Annotated in this window: 17 protein-coding genes, 1 tRNA gene and 1 pseudogene; 5 read left to right on the top strand and 14 right to left on the bottom strand. The window is 60.6% G+C overall.

What is annotated here, in order from left to right; all coding sequences use genetic code 11:
• Positions 1-104: 104 nt before the first annotated feature.
• Positions 105-1883, top strand: a complete 1779-nt coding sequence (locus tag GDV60_RS24845; RefSeq protein ID WP_159908996.1) for an acyl-CoA dehydrogenase C-terminal domain-containing protein — start codon at positions 105-107, stop codon at positions 1881-1883.
• A gap of 227 nt (positions 1884-2110) precedes the next feature.
• On the opposite strand, the gene GDV60_RS24840 is transcribed toward GDV60_RS24845, so the two are convergent.
• Positions 2111-3031: a LysR family transcriptional regulator gene (locus GDV60_RS24840; RefSeq protein ID WP_159908994.1), complete on the bottom strand. Its 921-nt coding sequence runs from the start codon at positions 3029-3031 to the stop codon at positions 2111-2113.
• A 206-nt stretch (positions 3032-3237) separates the two neighbouring features.
• Here GDV60_RS24840 and GDV60_RS24835 point away from each other — a divergent pair, with 206 nt between their 5' ends.
• The 4 genes and pseudogenes from GDV60_RS24835 (at position 3238) to GDV60_RS24820 (ending at position 5666) form a co-directional block, all read left to right on the top strand.
• Entirely contained in the window at positions 3238-4509 is a 1272-nt protein-coding gene (locus tag GDV60_RS24835) for an aspartate aminotransferase family protein (RefSeq protein WP_159908992.1), read from the top strand.
• Between the two features lie 232 nt (positions 4510-4741).
• Positions 4742-5106 (top strand): annotated as a pseudogene (locus GDV60_RS24830) (type II toxin-antitoxin system RelE/ParE family toxin).
• Positions 5090-5410: a DNA-binding transcriptional regulator gene (locus tag GDV60_RS24825; RefSeq protein ID WP_159908990.1), complete on the top strand. Its 321-nt coding sequence runs from the start codon at positions 5090-5092 to the stop codon at positions 5408-5410. Before GDV60_RS24830 ends, GDV60_RS24825 begins: the two are co-directional and overlap by 17 nt.
• A 97-nt stretch (positions 5411-5507) precedes the next feature.
• A complete protein-coding gene (locus tag GDV60_RS24820) occupies positions 5508-5666 on the top strand; it encodes a YqaE/Pmp3 family membrane protein (protein WP_007904205.1) in 159 nt (52 codons plus the stop codon).
• 4 nt (positions 5667-5670) lie between these two features.
• Here GDV60_RS24820 and pqqE read toward each other — a convergent pair whose 3' ends face one another.
• From pqqE to GDV60_RS24755, 13 genes are all read right to left on the bottom strand, one after another.
• Positions 5671-6801 (bottom strand): pyrroloquinoline quinone biosynthesis protein PqqE, encoded by a 1131-nt coding sequence (gene pqqE / locus GDV60_RS24815; RefSeq protein ID WP_187699388.1) that lies wholly within the window; start codon positions 6799-6801, stop codon positions 5671-5673.
• Positions 6794-7069, bottom strand: coding sequence for a pyrroloquinoline quinone biosynthesis peptide chaperone PqqD (pqqD, locus tag GDV60_RS24810; RefSeq protein ID WP_070994502.1), 276 nt, complete (start codon positions 7067-7069; stop codon positions 6794-6796). Before pqqD ends, pqqE begins: the two co-directional genes overlap by 8 nt.
• Positions 7066-7818 (bottom strand): pyrroloquinoline-quinone synthase PqqC, encoded by a 753-nt coding sequence (gene pqqC / locus GDV60_RS24805; RefSeq protein ID WP_070994503.1) that lies wholly within the window; start codon positions 7816-7818, stop codon positions 7066-7068. Before pqqC ends, pqqD begins: the two co-directional genes overlap by 4 nt.
• A 10-nt stretch (positions 7819-7828) precedes the next feature.
• Positions 7829-8740 (bottom strand): pyrroloquinoline quinone biosynthesis protein PqqB, encoded by a 912-nt coding sequence (gene pqqB, locus GDV60_RS24800; protein ID WP_070994504.1) that lies wholly within the window; start codon positions 8738-8740, stop codon positions 7829-7831.
• Between the two features lie 75 nt (positions 8741-8815).
• Positions 8816-8890: a pyrroloquinoline quinone precursor peptide PqqA gene (gene pqqA, locus GDV60_RS24795; protein WP_003194766.1), complete on the bottom strand. Its 75-nt coding sequence runs from the start codon at positions 8888-8890 to the stop codon at positions 8816-8818.
• Between the two features lie 163 nt (positions 8891-9053).
• A complete protein-coding gene (pqqF, locus tag GDV60_RS24790; protein WP_159908988.1) occupies positions 9054-11450 on the bottom strand; it encodes a pyrroloquinoline quinone biosynthesis protein PqqF in 2397 nt (798 codons plus the stop codon).
• Positions 11451-11500: 50 nt separating this feature from the next.
• Complete coding sequence (locus GDV60_RS24785; protein ID WP_070994506.1) at positions 11501-12295, bottom strand: carbon-nitrogen hydrolase family protein; 795 nt, start codon at positions 12293-12295, stop codon at positions 11501-11503.
• 11 nt (positions 12296-12306) lie between these two features.
• Entirely contained in the window at positions 12307-13998 is a 1692-nt protein-coding gene (locus tag GDV60_RS24780) for an NAD(P)/FAD-dependent oxidoreductase (protein ID WP_070994507.1), read from the bottom strand.
• Positions 13999-14143: 145 nt separating this feature from the next.
• Positions 14144-14605 (bottom strand): Lrp/AsnC family transcriptional regulator, encoded by a 462-nt coding sequence (locus GDV60_RS24775; RefSeq protein WP_104911025.1) that lies wholly within the window; start codon positions 14603-14605, stop codon positions 14144-14146.
• 380 nt (positions 14606-14985) lie between these two features.
• A complete protein-coding gene (locus tag GDV60_RS24770; protein ID WP_070994508.1) occupies positions 14986-15228 on the bottom strand; it encodes a hypothetical protein in 243 nt (80 codons plus the stop codon).
• A 10-nt stretch (positions 15229-15238) separates the two neighbouring features.
• Positions 15239-15739 carry a hypothetical protein gene (locus tag GDV60_RS24765; protein WP_070994509.1) on the bottom strand — a complete coding sequence of 167 codons (501 nt, stop codon included), beginning with the start codon at positions 15737-15739 and terminating at the stop codon, positions 15239-15241.
• 243 nt (positions 15740-15982) lie between these two features.
• A tRNA-Ile gene (locus GDV60_RS24760) sits at positions 15983-16059 on the bottom strand.
• Between the two features lie 15 nt (positions 16060-16074).
• The gene (locus GDV60_RS24755) at positions 16075-19818 is read right to left on the bottom strand and encodes a bifunctional diguanylate cyclase/phosphodiesterase (protein WP_092230891.1); all 3744 of its coding nucleotides are present in this window, start codon (positions 19816-19818) and stop codon (positions 16075-16077) included.
• Between the last annotated feature and the right edge of the window lie 32 nt (positions 19819-19850).

Here is a 19850-nt window from a genome sequence, read left to right as displayed (position 1 = left end):
TGGTCACAAGCAGACCCTATGTGTCACAAAAGTTGTTCGGTTACACTCCGGGTCTGTGAAACCGATCCTACCGAATCACTTTTAACGTTCCTACGAGGTTTGCCATGGCTGACTACAAAGCGCCGCTGCGCGATATGCGCTTCGTCCTCAACGAAGTATTCGAGGTTGCCAAGCTGTGGGCGCAATTGCCGGCCCTGGCCGAGACCGTCGACGCCCAAACCGTCGAGGCAATCCTTGAAGAGGCTGGCAAAGTCACCGCCAAGACCATCGCCCCGTTGAGCCGCAGCGGCGACGAGGAAGGTTGCCGCTGGGACAATGGCGTGGTCACCACCCCGGCCGGCTTTCCCGAAGCCTACAAAACCTATGCCGAAGGCGGCTGGGTGGGCGTCGGTGGCGACCCGGCCTACGGTGGCATGGGCATGCCCAAGGCCGTGTCGGCCCAGGTCGAAGAAATGATCAACTCCTCGGGCCTGGCGTTTGGCCTGTACCCGATGCTGACGTCCGGCGCCTGCGTGTCTATCAACACCCACGCCAGTGAAGAACTGAAAGCCACTTACCTGCCGAATATGTACGCGGGCGTGTGGGCCGGTTCCATGTGCCTGACCGAGCCCCATGCCGGTACCGATCTGGGGATTATTCGTACTAAGGCCGAGCCCCAGGCAGACGGTTCCTACAAGGTCAGCGGGACCAAGATCTTCATCACCGGTGGCGAACACGACCTCACCGAAAACATCATCCACCTGGTGCTGGCCAAGTTGCCGGACGCTCCGGCCGGTCCCAAGGGCATCTCGCTGTTCCTGGTGCCCAAGTTCATGGTCAATGCCGATGGCAGCCTGGGCGCACGCAACCCGGTGACCTGTGGTTCGATCGAACACAAGATGGGCATCCAGGCTTCCGCCACTTGTGTGATGAACTTCGACGACGCCGTTGGCTACCTGGTCGGCGAGCCGAACCGTGGCCTGGCGGCGATGTTCACCATGATGAACTACGAGCGCCTGGGCGTCGGCATCCAGGGCCTGGCGACCGGCGAGCGTTCTTACCAGAACGCTGTGGAATACGCGCGTGACCGCCTGCAAAGCCGTTCGCCGACTGGCCCCAAGGCCAAGGACAAGATCGCCGACCCGATCATCAACCACCCTGACGTGCGCCGCATGTTGCTGACCATGAAGGCGGCGAACGAAGGCGGCCGTGCGTTTTCCACTTATGTGGCGATGCAACTGGACACCGCCAAGTTCAGCGAAGACGCCGCGACCCGCAAGCGTGCGGATGACCTGGTGGCGCTGCTGACCCCGGTATCCAAGGCCTTCCTCACCGACCTGGGCCTGGAAACCACCGTGCACGGCCAGCAGATCTTCGGCGGCCATGGTTATATCCGTGAGTGGGGCCAGGAGCAGTTGGTGCGTGACGTGCGTATCACGCAGATCTACGAAGGCACCAACGGCATCCAGGCGCTGGACTTGATGGGGCGCAAGATCGTTGGCAGCGGCGGGGCGTTCTACACCCTGTTTGCCGATGAGATCCGCCACTTCATCGCCACGGCCAGAAGCGACCTGGCTGAGTTCACCCAGCCCCTGAGCGCTGCGGTGGACGAGCTCGACACCTTGACTGCCTGGGTGCTGGATCGCGCCAAGACCAACCCGAATGAAATCGGCGCGGCCTCGGTGGAGTATCTGCATGCCTTCGGCTACATGGCCTATGCCTATATGTGGGCGTTGATGGCCAAGGCGGCTTTGGGCAAGGAGACCGAGGAAGACTTCTATGCCAGCAAACTGGGGACGGCGCGCTTCTACTTCGCTCGTCTGCTGCCGCGTATTCACTCCCTGAGTGCCTCCGTGAAGGCCGGCAGTGAATCGCTGTTCTTGCTGGACGAAGCGCAGTTCTAATCGGGGGAGGTAATGTAAGCATTCTCTTACATGACGTACTGCTAATCGTCCTCTATCGCCAGATTGGATCCACAGCTAATCTACTTCACATGGACGTCGCGCAGGAAGCGCAAAGCAACAACAGGGACACGTAGGATTCTGCCAGGGTGGCGGAGTGAAATGGATGTCAGGGAAACAGTCTGCAAAGCCCCGCTTCGGCGGGGTTTTCTTATTGCCCGCGAAAAAGTTCAGGCCAGCCCGTCTACCGTGCTTGCCGGCCCATGTGGCCCATTCATCACGTCTTCGAGCAAGGTGCGCAGCAACTCCAGCGTGGCTTGCTGACGTTGTACATCTCGGCACACCAAACCCACTTTCAGCGGCACCCGTGGCTCACTCAAGGGCTTCCACAATAGCGCGTGGCTGCTGTGTTCATCCTGTGATCGGCCAGGCAGTACTGTCGCCAGCCGGGTATGAGGCAGGCTGTCGAGAATCCCCACCATGGTGTTCAGCTCGGCCTGGACCTGCGGCCGGCGCCCCAGGTTCGCCAGTTGCGCCTGCCAGATTTGCCTGATCTGGAACTCTTCCCCCAGCAACAGCATGGGCAGTTCCGCTGCTTGTTTGAGGGAGACCTTCTTGAATTCACGCAAAGGATGGTCGGCAGGGATGACTACTTTCAGTTCATCTTCATACAGCATTACGCCGTGCAAGCCCGGTTGGCGTGCCGGTAGGTAGCTGATGCCAATGTCCAGCGAGCCATTGAGCAGGCGACGTTCGATCTCCAGGCCCGTCAGCTCATAGATCTGCACCACCAGGTGTGGCTGGGCTTTGCGCACGCGTTCGAGCATCTGCGGCACCAGGCTGGTGTGCACGGTTTGCAGCACACCGATAGCCAGGGTCCTCAGCGCCTGGCCCTTGAAGTGCCGCAGGGCCTCGACGGCTTGCTGCATGCCATCGAGCAGCGGCAGGGCGTGGTTGTACAAGGTGTGGGCAGCCAGGGTCGGCAACAGGCGTTTGCTGCTGCGTTCGAACAAGCTGACATCGAGGTGCTGCTCCAGTTGGCGGATCTGCTGCGACAGCGCTGGCTGGGAGATCGACAGGCGCTCTGCGGCCCGGCCCACATGGCCCTCTTCGTACACCGCGACGAAATAACGCAGTTGCTTGAAATCCATAAGTAATGCTTATCGAAAATGCTGGAAAATCGAAATGGCTGTACGCCCCCAAGGCGCCTAGTCTAGCGCCTATTCATAGGGCTTACAGGGCCAAGACGCGAGATGAATACCGTTTACAGCGATGGTGTTTACATAGGCAAGGCAAAAAACGAATTGCCGGGCTTCCGCCAGTCCAGGGTTGCCAACAACCCGTGGGGTGTGCAGGCATGAACCTGTTCAACTTGCGCCGTCCGGCGCCGAGCCTGGACGATCTGTTACTGGACGCGAAAACCCCGATGCTGCGTGATGAGCTTTCCAGTCAATCCCTGATGCCCACAGTGGCCCGCCCTCCGCAGGTTTTCGTACGCGGCCAGGGTTCGTGGCTATGGGACAGTGAAGACCGTGCCTACCTCGACTTTACCCAGGGTGGTGCGGCCAACAGCCTTGGCCACAGCCCTTCAGTACTGGTGCGCGCGTTGGCCGACCAAGCGCAAGCGCTGATCAACCCCGGCAACGGCCTGCACAACCGCAGCCAACTGAACCTGGTGGACCGCTTGTGTCACAGCACCGGCAGCGACCAGGCCTACCTGCTCAACAGCGGTACGGAAGCCTGCGAGGCGGCGATCAAGCTGGCGCGCAAGTGGGGCCAGCTGCACCGTAGTGGCGCCTATCGCATTATTACCGCTGGCAACGCCAGCCACGGGCGCAGCCTGGCGACGTTGGCGGCCTCTGGCGACAATCGTTTCGAGCCACAACTGCCAGGCTTCTGTCACGTACCGTTTAATGACCTGCCAGCCCTGCACGCAGCGGTCGACGCACAAACCGTCGCGATCATGCTGGAACCGATCCAGGGCGAAGCCGGCGTCATCCCGGCCACCGAGCATTACCTCAAGGGTGTGGAGCGGCTGTGCCGGGAGTTGGGCATTCTGCTGATTCTTGATGAAGTACAGACGGGGATGGGCCGTTGCGGCACCTTGCTGGCCGAACAGCGCTACGGCGTGCGCGCCGATATCGTCGCCTTGGGTAAAGGCCTGGGTGGTGGAGTGCCATTGGCTGCGCTGCTGGCTCGCGGCAAAGCCTGCTGCTTTGAAATCGGTGAGTTGGAAGGCACCCATCACGGCAATGCCCTGATGGCGGCCGCCGGCGTCGCTGTGCTCGATAACGTGCTGGGGCACGGCTTTCTCGAACACGTATGCGATACCAGCCAGTACCTGGGCGAAGGCCTGGCGCGGCTTGCCCACCGCTATGGCCAGGGCGAACTGCGGGGCCAGGGCCTGTTGTTGGGCCTGAGCTTGTCAGATGATTCGGCAGATGCGGTGGTAAAAGCGGCGCTTTATGAGGGCCTGATCCTCAATGCCCCACAACCCGACTGCCTGCGCTTTACCCCGGCGTTGACGGTAAGCAAGAGCAACATCGACGAAATGCTACTGCGCCTGGCCCGTGCGTTTTCCCGTGTGCATACCGCCCAACTGCAATGCCGCAAGGGCATCGCTGTTTAACCCTTATTCCTGAACCGTCTCGCGGTATACGCAGCGCCTCCAGCTTGATTCTTTTGGCTGGGGGCGTTTTTTTGTGTGTAATTTCTGGATTGAAAAGGACGCTTGAGGCTCATCGAGAAAAATGGCTTTTTAGCGGGCACCGGCAGGGAGTGCCGGAAGGGCGCAAAGATTTTTTGTGACCCCTATTTCTAATCTATACCACCAGGTGGTATGTTTTGGGGAAGGGATGCCTATGAAGCTGCGACTGTTCAAAAGCCGGCATTTTGCTGATGCCGCCAGCAAGGCCTGGATCTGCGATTCGCAATTAAGAGAGGCATTTGGGAGATGCTCAGGGGCCAGGCGGACAATCTGGGTGGTGGAGTCTGGAAGAAACGCCTCAATCACAACCGGCATCGCACCATCGTCCTGGCGAAGGGCAGGCATTACTGGGTTTATCAGTTTCTGTTCGCCAAGCAAGATCAAAGCAATATCAGTCACAAGGAATTGACTGGGTTTCGGGCGTTGGCAAAGGCCTATGAAGGCTTAAACGAAATACAGATCCGGCAGTTGCTGGATCTCAGGGAGTTTGTGGAGATACATCATGAGCAAAAAATATGAAAGCCAAGCGCTGGAGTCTATTCACCAATCGGCCAGCGCGCTGCATTCGATTGGCGCCATCAGCAAGACCACCCTTCGTGAATTCGATGAGCTGTGCATTGCGCCTGTGCCGGCACAGATACCTGCCGACCAGATCAAGCAACTGCGCGAGCGCAGTCATGTCAGCCAACCGGTGTTCGCCCGCTACCTGAACACCAGTGCGTCGACAATCAAGCAATGGGAGTCCGGCGAGAAGCAACCCAGCGGCATGGCGCTCAAGCTGCTGAGCATCGTGCAAAAGCACGGATTGGAGATCCTTGCCTGAGGAGGATGGCCCGGTGCCAGATTCCACTGAACCCTCACGCGCGGCCAGGGTCGATTAGCTGTACGGCTCACACGAGCCGATTATTCGGAGCTGACCCATGGATTTCATTCGTATCATCATCGCCATTCTGCTGCCGCCACTGGGTGTGTTCCTGCAAGTGGGTTTCGCCGGCGCGTTCTGGCTGAATATCCTGTTGACCCTGTGCGGCTACATCCCTGGCATCGTGCATGCGGTGTACATCATCGCCAAGCGTTGATCGGTCAGCCTTTGGCGATCAGCCGGGAGTTTCGCTCATTGCGAAAAGCCAGGTGCTCGATGGTCTGCGTAGCGTGCTCGGCTTCGAGCCGGGCATTGAGGATGATGCCGTGATCGGCGGATTTGCTGCACACCGGGTCAGCATTGCTGGCATCCCCTGTGAGCATGAACGCCTGGCAGCGGCAGCCGCCGAAGTCCTTTTCCTTCTCGTCGCACGAGCGGCATGGCTCTGGCATCCAGTCGTAACCACGAAAGCGGTTGAAGCCAAACGAGTCGTACCAGATGTGCTGCATGCTGTGGTCGCGCACATTGGGAAACTGCACCGGCATCTGTCGGGCGCCGTGACAAGGTAGGGCAGTGCCGTCTGGTGTCACTGTCAGAAAGATACTGCCCCAGCCATTCATACAGGCCTTAGGGCGTTCCTCGTAGTAGTCCGGCGTGACAAAAATCAGCTTGCACGGATGCCCTTCGGCTTCCAGCTTGGCGCGGTATTCGTTGGTGATGCGCTCGGCACGGGTCAGTTGTTCCTGAGTCGGCAGCAGGCCAACACGGTTGAGCTGGGCCCAGCCATAGAACTGGCAGGTGGCGAGTTCGACAAAGTCTGCCTCCAGCGCAATGCACAGTTCGATGATGCGGTCGATCTTGTCGATATTGTGCCGATGGGTTACGAAGTTCAGCACCATCGGATAGCCATGGGCTTTGACCGCCCGGGCCATTTCCAGCTTCTGCGCGAAAGCCTTTTTGGAGCCAGCCAGCAGGTTGTTCACCTGTTCATCGCTGGCCTGGAAGCTGATCTGGATATGGTCCAGGCCGGCTTTCTTGAAGTCGCTGATCTTCTGCTCGGTCAAGCCGATGCCGGAGGTGATCAGGTTGGTATAGAACCCCAGCTGGCGCGCCTCGGCGATCAGCTCGGCGAGATCCTGGCGCACCAGCGGCTCACCGCCGGAAAACCCCAGTTGTGCCGCGCCCATTTCCCGGGCTTCGCGAAACACCTTGATCCATTGCTCGGTACTCAACTCCTTGCCCTGCTCGGCGAAATCCAGCGGGTTGGAGCAGTACGGGCACTGCAGCGGGCAGCGATAGGTCAACTCGGCGAGCAACCATAGCGGCAGGCCGATCTCGGGCTTTTCAGGCAAGTTCGATCCAGTGCTGTGCACGCGCCACCTCCATGAATTGCTCGATGTCTTCACCGAGTTCGGGTACGCCGGGGAATTGCTGCTCCAGCTCGCCAATGATGGCCGCCACACTGCGCTCGCCGTCGATCAAACCGCCAATCAAGGCGGCGCTGTCGTTGAGCTTGATCATGCCTTCGGGGTATAGCAACACATGGCCCTTCTGCGCTGGCTCGTACTGGTAGCGGTAACCTTGGCGCCAGGTCGGCTTTTTGCTGCGGTCGAAACTCATAGGGTGATCCCTTTATGCCAGACCCGTTGCGCGGTCACGCTGTGATAAGGCGGGCGGTTCAGTTCGTAGGCCATGCTCATGGCATCGAGCATGCTCCAAAGGATGTCGAGTTTGAACTGGAGAATCTCCAGCATCCGCTCCTGACCGGCGCGGCTGGTGTAGTGCGCAAGCGTGATCGCCAGCCCGTGCTCGACATCACGCCGGGCCTGGCCCAGGCGGGTACGGAAATACTCGTAGCCGGCAGGGTCGATCCATGGGTAATGCTGGGGCCAGCTGTCGAGGCGCGACTGGTGGATGTGCGGGGCGAACAACTCGGTCAGCGAGCTGCTGGCGGCTTCCTGCCAACTGGCCCGGCGGGCGAAATTGACGTAGGCATCCACGGCAAACCGCACGCCAGGCAAAACCAGCTCCTGGGAGCGCAGTTGATCCGGGTCCAGGCCCACCGCCTGGCCCAGGCGCAGCCAGGCTTCGATGCCGCCGTCTTCGCCGGGTGCGCCGTCATGATCGAGCAGGCGCTGGATCCACTCGCGACGGATTTCCCGGTCCGGGCAGTTGGCCAGGATCGCGGCGTCCTTCAGCGGGATGTTCACCTGGTAGTAGAACCGGTTGGCGACCCAGCCCTGGATCTGCTCGCGGGTGGCCCGGCCTTCATACATCGCCACGTGGTACGGGTGATGGATATGGTAGAACGCGCCCTTGGCCCGCAAGGCCTGTTCAAATTCGGCGGGGGTCAGCGGTGTGTCGGTCATTGGGGCTCTCCTACAATTCAATGCTCATGCCGTCGTAGGCTACTTCTACATTGCGCCGCGCCAACTCGGCCCGTTCAGGCGAGTCTTCGTCGAGGATCGGGTTGGTGTTGTTGATATGGATAAGTACCTTGCGCTGCTTGGGCAATTGCTCCAGCACTTGCAGCATGCCGCCGGGGCCGTTCTGCGCCAAGTGGCCCATTTCGCGGCCCGTGCGGGTGCCGACGCCACGGCGCTGCATTTCGTCGTCATCCCACATCGTGCCGTCCACCAGCAGGCAGTCGCTTTGCGCCATGATTTGAAGCAGCGGCGCGTCGACTTTGCCCAGCCCGGGGGCGTAGAACAGTTTGCCGCCGGTGCGCAGGTCTTCGACGATCAAGCCGATATTGTCACCCGGGTGCGGGTCGAACCGATGGGGCGAGTAGGGCGGCGCGGCGCTGCGCAGGGGCAACGGGGTAAAGCGCAGGTTGGGGCAGGCAGGAATGCTGAAACTGGCGTCCAGTTCGATACGGTTCCACGCCAGGCCGCCATTCCAGTGGGTCAACATGGTGAACAGCGGGAAGCCGGTGCTCAGGTCTTCATGGACCATGTCGGTGCACCACACCTGGTGCGGGCAGCCCTCGCGCAGGCTGAGCAGGCCGGTGGTGTGGTCGATCTGGCTGTCCATCAGGATGATTGCGCTGATACCGGTATCGCGTAGCGCGCGGCCAGGTTGCATCGGCGCAAAATTTTGCAGTTGGGCGCGGATATCCGGCGAGGCGTTGCACAGCACCCAGTTCACGCCATCGTCGGAGAGGGCGATGGACGATTGGGTGCGCGCCTGGGCCCGCAGGCTGCCGTCGCGAAAGCCGGCGCAGTTCACGCAGTTGCAATTCCACTGCGGGAAACCGCCACCGGCCGCCGAACCTAGAATCTGGACGAACATCGCTGCTCCTTTACACAAGACTCAAAATAAAAACGCCCCGGCGAGCCGAGGCGTTGCATTGCAATACAAAAGCAATCAGCGGCTGGCGAAGTACATGGTGACTTCAAAACCAATACGCAGATCAGTGTAAGCAGGTTTGGACCAGGTCATATTCATACTCCTACGAAGGGATGGGACGTTTACTACCAAGTAATACATATAGTCCACCTCCAGTCGGAGATGTTCAGATGCGTGGCGCGATTTTACTCATTTCTGGTCAAGCTAGCGCTGTCTTGGTGGAAAAAGCCTGTTGCAGCATCGGCAACGATCAACGTCATATCTGCCAGTGATCGCCCGCTGCCGCGCCATTCGCCAGGCAGCGCCAGCCGCCTGCGGCTTGGCTGAGTTGCGCCGCCGCCTCCACCAGATGCTGGCGTGTACGGGTCTGGATCAACTCGCGTAATTGTTCAAGATAGTTCGCGCCATGCCCGGCCAACCTGGCCTGCCAGAGCAGCTCGGCGGCTTGGGATGTGGGCAGCGCCTGCGGCGAAAATTGCCGGGCCAGGGCCGCGTTGCCCAGCTCGTCGCTCCCATTGATCAAGGCCGGCAATTGCTTGATGAAGGCCTGGATGTGATCGAGAAGGTCCGCCAGCGCCACATCGGGCGACTGCACGCCAAATAACAGACCGGTTTGCCCGTTGAACTGTCGGATACCGCTGAATACGGCGTAGCCCACCTGCAATTCGCCCCGTAGACGCTGGTAGAACGGAGTCTGGGCCAAGTGAGCGAGCAATCGCCAGTCGGCCTCGTCGGCCAGGGATTGGCTCGGGGCCGGGCACAGCAGCAGCAAGGCGGCTTCGGTGGAAGCGGTGTCTAGCTGATGCCAGCGATACAGTCCATTGATGGGGTGAGCGATGCGTGCAATCTCGGCACATTGCCCGGGCAGGCGTGCGGCCGCATGTTTGATCGCCGTTTCGCACGCAGCCGGCAGGCCCATGCCCAGGCCTTGCCACGTGGCAGTGGTCCATCCGTTGGGCAATGGATGGAGGTGCCCAGTGGAGGCAATGTGGGTCGCGCAGGCTGGCAATGCCTTGAGCAGTTCGCGGATGGCCATCTGTGGCGTCGGGCTGGCGGGCGCGTCTTGTTCAAGATTGGCGTCGGCCTGGGTCAGTTCGCGAGCCAGTTGCTCGACGATAGCGGGCATGGGGTCATGCAGCCCGCTCATTTTCAGCAGCCAACAATTGCCTACAGCTTCGCAGGACATTTCCACGCCGGCCTGGCGGGCGTTGGTCTGCAAAGTTTGCAGGCTGTTGCCTATGCCATGGGCGGTCGAATCCAGTTGCCAGCACAAGTAAAGGGCGCCCTCATCGTGATCGGCGGGCAACGCTTGGCTGAATGAAAGGCCTGGCAGTTCGCGCCGGCCACGGGAGCGATCCTGGGCGAAGGTGCGCAAGCCACGATGGGCGCTGGTCTGGCCGCGAATCAGTCCGGGGCGTGGTTCCTGGGCTTGCGGTCGCAAGAATGGGTTGCCCGGCGGCAACTGCCAGGCCTGTTGCGCAGGAGCCGATTGCAGCAGGTTCAGCAGGGTCTTGAGCGCTTGGCAATGCTGCTCGGACAACGGCGCTTCGCGGTTCTCACTGTCATGGCGGGCCAGGGCCAAGGCGCCATTGATCTGCTGTTGGCGGCTGATTAGCAGCGCGTACTCTTCGCGCAACGCAGTCCAATCGCTGTGGGCGAAAAAGCTCAACCAGTCGTTCAACAGGGCTTCGATTGCCAGGGACTGTTGTGAGCCCTGTGGCCCCAGGGTGAATTCGATATCCAGCAGCGCCTGCCCGGCGAACGAGTACAGCACCCTGGCGTGCAGCGCGCTTGCCCAGCCCCGGGTTTTCAATTCTGCCAGCAGACCACCGGGTGCCGTGGCATTCAGCCAGGTGCAGAGGAAATCCAGGGCTTCGCGGGGCGCGTTACAGGCGATGAGGTGATGCAGGTGCTGGTTGTCGAGGTATTGATAGCGATATTTATCGCCGTCCATCAAGGCCGGTGGTGGCTGCTGCGGTCGTAGCGGGCCCGGGCGCAGGCACTCGCCAAAGCGCTCGGCCAAGGCTTGCAGTTCTTCCAGCGATTGCGGGCCGGCAAGGCTCAAGGTCAGCTGTCCTGCTTGATAGAAGTCTTGATAAAACCCCAGCAAGCCTTGTTGGAAATCCTCCTGTGGCACCGGCAGGCTCTCGCGGTTGCCCGCATGAAAACCCCGCAGCGGATGCCCGGCAGCGAGGCCTTCAAGGATCGCGACTTGATGCTGTGCCTCGGCATCCTGGGACCAGGCGATAAACTCGGCCTGCAGCACTTCGCGCTCGCGCAGTTGATCGTCCATGGCCAGGCGCGGATGAGCGAGCATATCGGCCAGGCGCTGCAGTGCGCCGTCAAACACCGTGGCAGGTACTTCAAAGAAGAAGTCCGTGGTGCGCTCACGGGTGCTGGCGTTGACCTGTCCGCCATGGCGCTGCACGTAGGCCATCAAACCGTCCGGTGCAGGAAAAGCCTCGGTGCCAAGAAACAGCAGGTGTTCCAGAAAGTGCGCCAGCCCCGGCCAGGCCAACGGCACGTCATGGCTGCCCGCCGCTACCCGCAGGACAGCTGCACAGCGCTTGAGACGTGGGGCATGACGCAGGGAAACCCGCAGGCCATTGGCCAGGGTCAGTTGCAGGTGATGAGGGTGGGCCGGCACAGGCATGAGCACTTCCAGAACGTAGGAAGTGCCTATGCTAGCGCAAAGCGCAGTGGTCAGTGTTTATGCAGCGCGGCATAGAGTTCGGGGCGACGGTCCGCCAGGTAGTGGTTGGCCGCTTGCGCGGCGTGTATCACCTGGCGGTCGAGGGTCGCGACGATCAGCGCCTCATCCAGCCCCGCCAGGGCAACGCGTTGCCCATCCGGCGCGGCGATGCTGCTTTGCCCACAATAGTGGATCTGGTCTTCATGCCCGCAATAGTTGGCGTAGGCCACATAGCACTGGTTTTCAAAGGCCCGGGCGCGCACGGTGACGTCCGCGACGAAGTCGAAGGGCACCATGTTGGCCGTCGGTACCAGGATCAACTCGGCACCTGCCAGGGCCAGGCGCCGAGTGTTTTCCGGGAACTCCAGGTCGTAGCAGATGAGAAACCCCAGCTTCCAGCCGTTCAGTTCGACGACAGGGAACTCGTCGCCGCCTGGGCTGAACATCGAGTGATCGAGGTCGCCGAACAGATGGGTCTTGCGGTAGTTGCACAGGCGCTGGCCATTGGCGTCGATCAGCTGCACGGCATTGTAGATCTGGCCGTCCTCGGCCCGTTCCGGATAGCCATAGAGAATCGCCAGGCCCGTGTTGCGCGCCAGTTCGGCAATGGTCTGGGCCGACTGCCCGTCCTGCGCTTCGGCCAGGGCGCCGACTGCTTCAGCACCGATGTTGTAGCCGGTGAGGAACATCTCCGGCAGCACCAGCACGTCGGCATCGCATGCTTCATGCGCAACGCTGTGCAGACGCTTGAGATTGCCAGCGACATCCAGCGGCAATGGTGGGCATTGGTACAGGGCAACACGCATGGCTTGGCTCCTTATTCGGCCAGGGCGATAGGGCCGATCTCGTCGAACACATCCCCCGGCCCCGGGTTTTGTGGGTGGGTACTGCCACCGAAGTGGGTCATGATGCCCCAAACCGCGTTCAACGAGGTCTGCACTGCGCCTTCGACCCAGGCTGGGGTCCAGGACACATCGTCGCCGGCGATGAAAATCCCGCGCTGCTCGGCTGGCATATCCTTTTGCATGAAGTGCGCGTACATGCGCTGGTTGTAGCGGTAGTGGCCCGGCAAAGCGCCCTTGAACGCGCCGAGGAAGTGCGGATCGGCTTCCCAGGAAACGGTGATCGGGTCGCCAATGATGCGCGCCTTGATATCGACCTTCGGGTAGATTTTTTTCAGCGCATCGAGGGCCAGCTTCACCCGTTTATCGATGGGCTGCGGGAGCATTTTCAGGGCGTCGCTCATCCACGAGTAAGACAGGCAAATAACTCCCGGCTTGTCGTCGCCATTGTCGAACAGGTAGGTGCCACGGGTCAGGCGATCAGTGAGGGTCATGCTCATCAGGTCGCGGCCGGTTTCCGGGTCCTTGTCCTTCCAGAAAGGCCGGTCGACCATGACAAAGGTTTTCGACGACTGCATATAGCGCGTGCGGTCCAGGGCCATCCACATTTTTTGCGAGAACAGGCTTTCGTCGCATTCGATCTGGGTGGTCAGCAGCCAGCTCTGGCAAGTGGTCAGCACGGCGGCGTATTCCCGGGTGTCACCGTAGTTGTCGGTTACCGCAAAACGCCCATCGGCGGCATGGGCAATGCGCTTGACCCCTGCCCGTGGCGCGCCGTGATGCAGGGAGCTGAGGCTGGTGCCGGCCGGCCAATGGGCGCATCGCTCTGGCACATGGCGCCAGATCCCCATGGGCACTTGCGCCACGCCACCGACCACCAGGTGTTGGTGATCGTCGCAGTTGGTCATCACCACGCGGAAGATTTCCAGCATCGAGTTGGGGAAGTCCGAGTCCCAGCCACCGGTGCCGAAACCTACCTGGCCAAACACTTCGCGGTGATGGAACGACAACTTGGCGAATGCCTTGGACGTGGCGACGAAGTCGTAGAACGTGCGGTCGTCCCACAGCGGCACCAGCTTGTTCCACAGCTCCTTGAGCCGTGGCACGTCACGGTCGCGAATCGCTTGCTGGATATCACCGAACTGCGAACCGGCCTCCAGGGCGTCGGCCCAGGCGTCAGCCACTTCCTGGAATAGCGCAGGAAGGTCGGAGATTTTCTGTGCGTAGTGAGTCTGGCCTTCCAGGTCGATCACAGTGCTACCCGAGGCTGGTGTCAGCGGGTTGGGGAACGGCTTGGTTTCAAGGCCCAGCTTGTCCACATAGTGGTAGAACGCTGTCGATGACACCGGGAAGCGCATCCCGCCCAGCTCAGCGATGATGCCTTCGGCCCCTTCAAAAGCCTGGGAGCGCAGGCGCCCGCCCATTTTCGAGGCTTCGTACACCACCGGCTTGAGGCCCAGCTTCATCAACTCGTAGGCGGCCACCAGGCCGGCGATACCCGCACCGACAATCGCCACTTCGGCGCCATGGTTGGCGACGGGAATACTGCCCAGCCCGGCGGGGTGTTCGATCCAGTCATCAAAGGCGAACGGAAAATCCGGGCCAAAGATAGTGATGGGTTTTTTACCGTCTGCAGGGTGGCGATTGTTCTTGTAGGTGGCGTTCATGGCTGACCTTGCTGGCACTCGACGGGGCACGACCCGTGAAGTATAGGAAAAGATGGCAGCCATTCTAGGGAGCGTAGCGCTCGTTAATAAGACGCAATGTGTCGTCGTATTGAATTGTTTTTAGTCGAAGTGACGAGGTTGGCGGTCAGATTGGTTGGCCGCGATCCAATTTGTTACTGAGGATGATCGAGGTGGTGGTCTTTTCTACCCCATCGACACTGCCGATCTGGTCCAGCAGTTGATCCAACTGTTCCGGCGAATCGGTACGCAGCCAGGCCACATAATCAAACTCACCACTGACCGCACACAACTGCTGAACCTGGGCCATGGCGCTGAGGCGACGCAGCACTTCCTTGCCGGAGCGCGGTTGCACGGTAATCCCCACATACGCCTGCAACCCACCATCCACCACGCGCTGGCCAAGGCGCACGCCATAGCCGGTAATCACCTGGGTCTTTTCCAGGCGCGCCAGGCGCGAGGTCACGGTGGTGCGGGCAATCCCCAGCTGGCGAGCGAGCATGGCCACGCTTTCACGGGCATTGATCTGCAAGGCCGCAATCAACTGGCGGTCGATCTCATCGAGAACGGGAGGGCGGGGGGCGGACAAGATGGGCTCCGGCGTGGGTGGCAATGGGGGAGCATGTTACAGGCTCGTGTTCGCGGGTGGCGATTGCGGTGACCTTTCATGTGCGCTAGATCCGGACTGCCTAGGATCAGAATTAGGCCGCGCCCGCAGAGTTGGCGAGGCTGGTCAATGTGGCATTACACATTTGCGATGCACCTGGCCTGCGTGACAGCCGCCACCCATCATTTAGCAGTGATTTTGGCGGCATCTAACCTACGTTAGGCGTTACCAGTATGTTCAAAGTAACCCCCCAATCCGCCGGCAAGGTCCAACGCTAAGATCATCGATCAACGCGCTGTTGATCGACTGTTGTCCCATCTGATTTTGGGGCAGAGACGGCACCGAGAAATCGTGCCAGGGCTTCAGTCCCCCTCCGTGAACCGCCGCCGCGTCAGGAAAAGTACCACGCCCAGCGGCACGGCCAGCAGTGCTAGCAGCTCCAGGTCAAAGCCCAGCACCTGCTGCTCACCCACCTTGAAGAGGCTGACCAAGCCCGTTGCCAGCAGCGCCAAACCCAGCCACTTGCGCAGCGGGTATGGTTTCAGAAACTGAACGAGAATCGCGCCCAGCACCAGAAGGACGACAGTTTGCATGATGTAGGGCATGTGCAGTTCCTCAGACCTTGATGACCAGCGTCACGACAGAGCGCTGTGGGCCAATCCCGCCATGGACCTCTCCCTCGATGCTGACCAGCACGTCACCTGCATGCAGGGTCGGCAGGGCTCCTTTGAGGTACCAGTTGACACCTGTCGTCACGACTGCACCTGAAGCCCAGCCAATGAGCGGCCCGCCCAACGCACCTACCCTCCCGGCAACACCACCTGAGGCCGCAGCAATTCCCTTGGCGACGTTGCCGCGCATAGTGTTGATAGCATCGGCCTGCTGACGGGTGAGGGGATTGGAAATGCAGACTGTCAGCAGGCATGGCAGGTTTCGAGCCTGCATTCGGTCGTACATATCGACGACCATGCTGTTGACTTGGTAATGGGCGCGTTTCGCTTCGCCAAAGTGCAGCTCGCGCAGGCGACCTCGGTCGCTTTCCATGAGGGTGATTTGAGACAGATTGAAGACGATCCCTTCCTCGGACCTGTACTGCGTGGTCTTCTCGAACTTCATGCGCGTATCCATTCGTGCAAAAAGACGACGATTTTCTACAAGCGGTGACTAAGATGCAAACAGTCTTTGATGTGAGGCCCCGGGGAATTTGACGTCTGCATGGGGCTCATCGCCAGCAAGCCAACTCCCCGATAACAACACATCGAGTGCGTCGGTTTTGGAGACGTTAGGCCGAGGCGCCTCCGTGTATCTGCGGTGGTCCATCCAGAAACACGAAAGCCGCGCAATGCGCGGCTTTGAGTATGGTGGGCCCAGTAGGACTCGAACCTACGACCAAGGGATTATGAGTCCCCTGCTCTAACCAACTGAGCTATAGGCCCTCAGTAGGTCGCGGATTATAACGATGGTTTCTCCACTGTGCTATCCGAAAAATCTGAATGGGTCATGTGAAGGAAGGTCGCGGCGAAGATGTCGGCGGGTAGGGGCAGGCTGACGATGTAGCCTTGCATTTGTTCGCAGCCCTCGTCGGCGAGGAAGGCTTGCTGGGCGGGGGTTTCGACGCCTTCGGCGATGATGGTGAATTGCATGCTGTGGCCCAGGGCGATGATGGCGCGCACGATGGCGGCATCGTGGGGGTCGTCTGGCAGGCCGCGGACGAAGGACTGGTCGATTTTCAGGAAGTCCAGGGGCAGGCGCTTGAGGTAACTCAAGGACGAGTAGCCGGTGCCAAAGTCGTCGATGGCCAGTTGGACGCCCAGGCGCTTGAGTTTATGCAGCACTTCAAGAGCCTCTTCGGCCTGGCTCATGATGAAGTTTTCGGTGATCTCCAGTTGCAGGCAGTCCGGCTCCAGGCGGTTGTCCCGCAGCAGTTGCTCGATGCGCCCCAGCAGGTTGGGGTGGCGCAGTTGGGCACCGGCAAGGTTGACGGAGAGCGGGCCAAAGTCGTCATAGGTTTTGCGCCACAGGTGCAGTTGGCGGCAAGCCTGTTCCAGGACCCAGTCGCCGATTTGCAGGATCATGCCGTTCTCTTCGGCCAGGGCAATGAAGTGCTCAGGTGGCACGTCGCCAAAGGTGGGGTGGCGCCAGCGGATCAGGGCTTCGGCGCCGATCAGTTGCTGGGTCTCCAGGCTCAGCTTTGGCTGGTAATACAGAAACAGTTCGTCTCGCTCTATGGCGCGGCGCAGTTCGTGTTCGAGGGCAACGCGCTCATTGGCCTGGGCGGTGAGGTCCTGGGTGTAACGTTCGACCCGATTGCGGCCCTTGGCTTTGGAACGGTACATGGCGGCATCGGCGTTTTTGACCAGGGTGGCGACGTCGATGCCGTCCTGCGGGTAGAGGCTGGTGCCGATGCTGGCGCTGATAAAGAACTCGTGCTCGCCCGCCTGAAAGGGCAGGGTGAAGCAGGCCAGCAGCTTATTGGCCAGGTGCTGCGCGTCGCTGGCTTGTTGCAGGCCGGGCAGCAGGATGATGAATTCGTCACCGCCCAGGCGGGCCACGGTGTCGATGTCGCGCAGTTGCTCCTTGAGGCGCACCGCGATGTCCTTGAGCAGCAGGTCGCCAATCGGGTGGCCGAGGCTGTCGTTGATGTGTTTGAAGCGGTCGAGGTCGAGAAACAGCACCGCACCCTGGCTGCCGGTTTCCTGTTGGCCGGTGAGGGCGGTCTGCAGGCGGCTCTCAAACAGGGTGCGGTTGGGCAGCCCGGTAAGCGGATCGTGATGCGCCTGGTAGTCGAGGCGCGCCTGGGCGTGCTTGAGGCTGGAGATGTCGGCAAAAACCGCCACGAAGTGGGTGATTGACTGCTCGTGGTTGCGCACGGCACTGATGGTCAGCCAACTGGGGTACAACTCGCCGTTCTTGCGTCGGTTGGAGATCTCGCCTTGCCAATGGCCGTTGGCGGTCAGTTGATGCCACATGGCCGCGTAGAACGCGCTGTCATGCAGGCCGGAGGCCAGCAGGCGCGGGGTGTGGCCGAGGGCTTCGGCTTCGCTGTAGCCGGTGATTTCGCTGAAGGCACGGTTGACGGCGCTGATGTTTTGCCGGGTATCGGTGATCAGTACGCCTTCGGCCGTGCTTTCAAAAACCGTCGCGGCCTGTTGCAGTTTTTCCTGCATCAACTGGCGTTCGGTAATGTCGCGGGCGATGGTCAGCATACAGTCGTCATCCCCGATCGGCAGTGGACGACTGGACACTTCGCACAGGCGAATCTGGCCGTCACTGCGCCGGATATGACAGACAAAATCACGCACCAGGCCGTCGCGGTGCAGCAGGTCGAGCATGTGTCTGCGTTCGTTCAAGTCCACCCAGATGCCCAGGTCCAGGGTCGACTGGTCCAGGGACATTGCACTGTTGAAACCGGTGATGCGGCTGAAGCCTTCGTTGACCTCCAGCAGCAGGCCATCATGCTGGCGTGTCAGCAGCAAGCCGTCGGGCGAGGCATGGAAGGCCTTGGCGAACTTTTCTTCGGAAGTCTGCAGTAGTTGCTGGGTTTCCTTCAGTTGGGTGATGTCCCGCACCACCACGACCAGCGCTTCGGTTGCATCGAGTTGGAAGGGTTCGGCGGAGATCAGCCCGGTAAACGCCTGGCCATTGCTGCGCAGGAACGGCATCTCCAGGTTGCGGATGCTGGTGGTCTGCACGCGCTTGAGCAGGTTGGGGCCTACGCCCTGGATGCCCCAGATGTTCAGCTCGGTGGCGGTCTTGCCGATGACGTCTGCAGCACTCAGGCCTATCTGGTCCTCGAATGCCTTGTTGACCTCCAGCAGGCAACCATCGGACAGGCGAGCGATCACGAGTATGTCCGGGCATTGCTGGAACACCGAGGCGAACTTCTCCTCTGAGAGCTGCAATGCTTCCTCGGTGCGCTTGGCCTCGCTGATATCGATCATCAGGCCTCGCATGACGGGCTCATGCCCATGCTTGATCAGGCTGACAATGTCCCTGACCCATAGGCAGCGGCCGTCGGCGGTGATTACCCGGTAATCGATGCTGTGGTCGCGGTTGGCGCGGGTTTCCCGTTGGCAGAAGGTGTCGGCGCGAGTCAGGTCGGCGGGGTGGATGATATTGCGCCAGAAGCCTGGGATCAGCCAGTGCGCCCTTGGATAGCCCAGCAGTTCCTCGGCGTGGGGCGACACATAGCTGTAGGTGAAGTCATGGATGTCAGCTTCCCAGGCGATGGCTGACAGGCTTTCTACCAGCCCGCGGTAATGGTATTCGCTGCTGCGCAACTCCTGCTCCAAGGCCACCCTGCGGGAAATCTCCGAACTGAGCCGACGATTGATCCGAATCACGATGGCCAGCACGGTACTCAACAGCAGCACCGCAGGCAGGCCGTAGAGCAGCAAGTCGGTCCAGAAGGCGCGGTGATCGATGACATTGCCGACCCAGTGTTCCTGGATCTCGTCAATTTCCCGGGGGCTGAGGTCGGCGAGGACTTTATCCAGGATGCCAATCAGCATTTTGTTTTCGCGGGGTACGCCCATCGCCAGTTGATAGCGATAAGGCGTTTCGCCACTGACATATAAACCATCGAGCTTGAGTTGGCGCAGGCTCCAGACACTGGAGGCCAGGTCCCCGACGACGGCGTCCACCTCATCGGTAGCCAGGGCCTGTAACGTTGAGCTGACGTTGGGCATCGCCACCAGGTTCAAGTCGGGATGGTGGGTGCGCAGCAACTCGTGGGGGGCATAGTTCTCCACCACGGCAATCTTCAACCCGTACAGGTCCTTGAGGGAGCGGGGTTGGGCGCCGCCTTCGTGGGCGAGGATGACTATCGGGAAGTCGAGATAAGGCCGGGAAAATGCCAGGAAACCCTGGCGCTCCGGGGTGGACATAATGCCCGGCAAGAGGTCGAGCTGGTTGTTCCTGGCCTGCTCCAGCAGTGCGCTCCAGTTGGCGGGCTCGATCAACTTGACCTTGATACCCAGGCGATCCTGGATCAGTCGAACATAGTCAGCCGCCAGGCCCTGGTAGCGGCCTTCTTCATCGCGATATTCAAATGGCGGCCACGACGCATCAACGCCCAGGCGCAGCTCCGGGTGGTCCGCCAACCAGCCATGCTCTTCATCAGTGAGAGTCAACGCGCCAGCCGTTGCGGTCCAGGTCAGCAGCGACAGCAGCAGCACGGTCGGCAGTCTGGGCATAACGGTCTCGTTATGGCACGGGGAATATTTCG

Origin of the sequence: Pseudomonas sp. DTU12.1 (assembly GCF_009873475.1) — a bacterium.
GTDB classification, from domain to species: Bacteria; Pseudomonadota; Gammaproteobacteria; order Pseudomonadales; family Pseudomonadaceae; genus Aquipseudomonas; species Aquipseudomonas proteolytica.
This window is presented reverse-complemented; position numbering and strand designations above follow the sequence as displayed.

Bases quoted from the DNA above. Each gene is read 5' to 3' on its own strand.
- GDV60_RS24845 (WP_159908996.1), top strand. From the start codon at position 105: ATGGCTGACTACAAAGCGCCGCTGCGCGATATGCGCTTCGTCCTCAAC.
- GDV60_RS24840 (WP_159908994.1), bottom strand. From the start codon at position 3,031: ATGGATTTCAAGCAACTGCGTTATTTCGTCGCGGTGTACGAAGAGGGC.
- GDV60_RS24835 (WP_159908992.1), top strand. From the start codon at position 3,238: ATGAACCTGTTCAACTTGCGCCGTCCGGCGCCGAGCCTGGACGATCTG.
- GDV60_RS24825 (WP_159908990.1), top strand. From the start codon at position 5,090: ATGAGCAAAAAATATGAAAGCCAAGCGCTGGAGTCTATTCACCAATCG.
- GDV60_RS24820 (WP_007904205.1), top strand. From the start codon at position 5,508: ATGGATTTCATTCGTATCATCATCGCCATTCTGCTGCCGCCACTGGGT.
- pqqD (WP_070994502.1), bottom strand. From the start codon at position 7,069: ATGAGTTTCGACCGCAGCAAAAAGCCGACCTGGCGCCAAGGTTACCGC.
- pqqC (WP_070994503.1), bottom strand. From the start codon at position 7,818: ATGACCGACACACCGCTGACCCCCGCCGAATTTGAACAGGCCTTGCGG.
- pqqB (WP_070994504.1), bottom strand. From the start codon at position 8,740: ATGTTCGTCCAGATTCTAGGTTCGGCGGCCGGTGGCGGTTTCCCGCAG.
- pqqF (WP_159908988.1), bottom strand. From the start codon at position 11,450: ATGCCTGTGCCGGCCCACCCTCATCACCTGCAACTGACCCTGGCCAAT.
- GDV60_RS24785 (WP_070994506.1), bottom strand. From the start codon at position 12,295: ATGCGTGTTGCCCTGTACCAATGCCCACCATTGCCGCTGGATGTCGCT.
- GDV60_RS24780 (WP_070994507.1), bottom strand. From the start codon at position 13,998: ATGAACGCCACCTACAAGAACAATCGCCACCCTGCAGACGGTAAAAAA.
- GDV60_RS24770 (WP_070994508.1), bottom strand. From the start codon at position 15,228: ATGCCCTACATCATGCAAACTGTCGTCCTTCTGGTGCTGGGCGCGATT.
- GDV60_RS24765 (WP_070994509.1), bottom strand. From the start codon at position 15,739: ATGAAGTTCGAGAAGACCACGCAGTACAGGTCCGAGGAAGGGATCGTC.
- GDV60_RS24755 (WP_092230891.1), bottom strand. From the start codon at position 19,818: ATGCCCAGACTGCCGACCGTGCTGCTGCTGTCGCTGCTGACCTGGACC.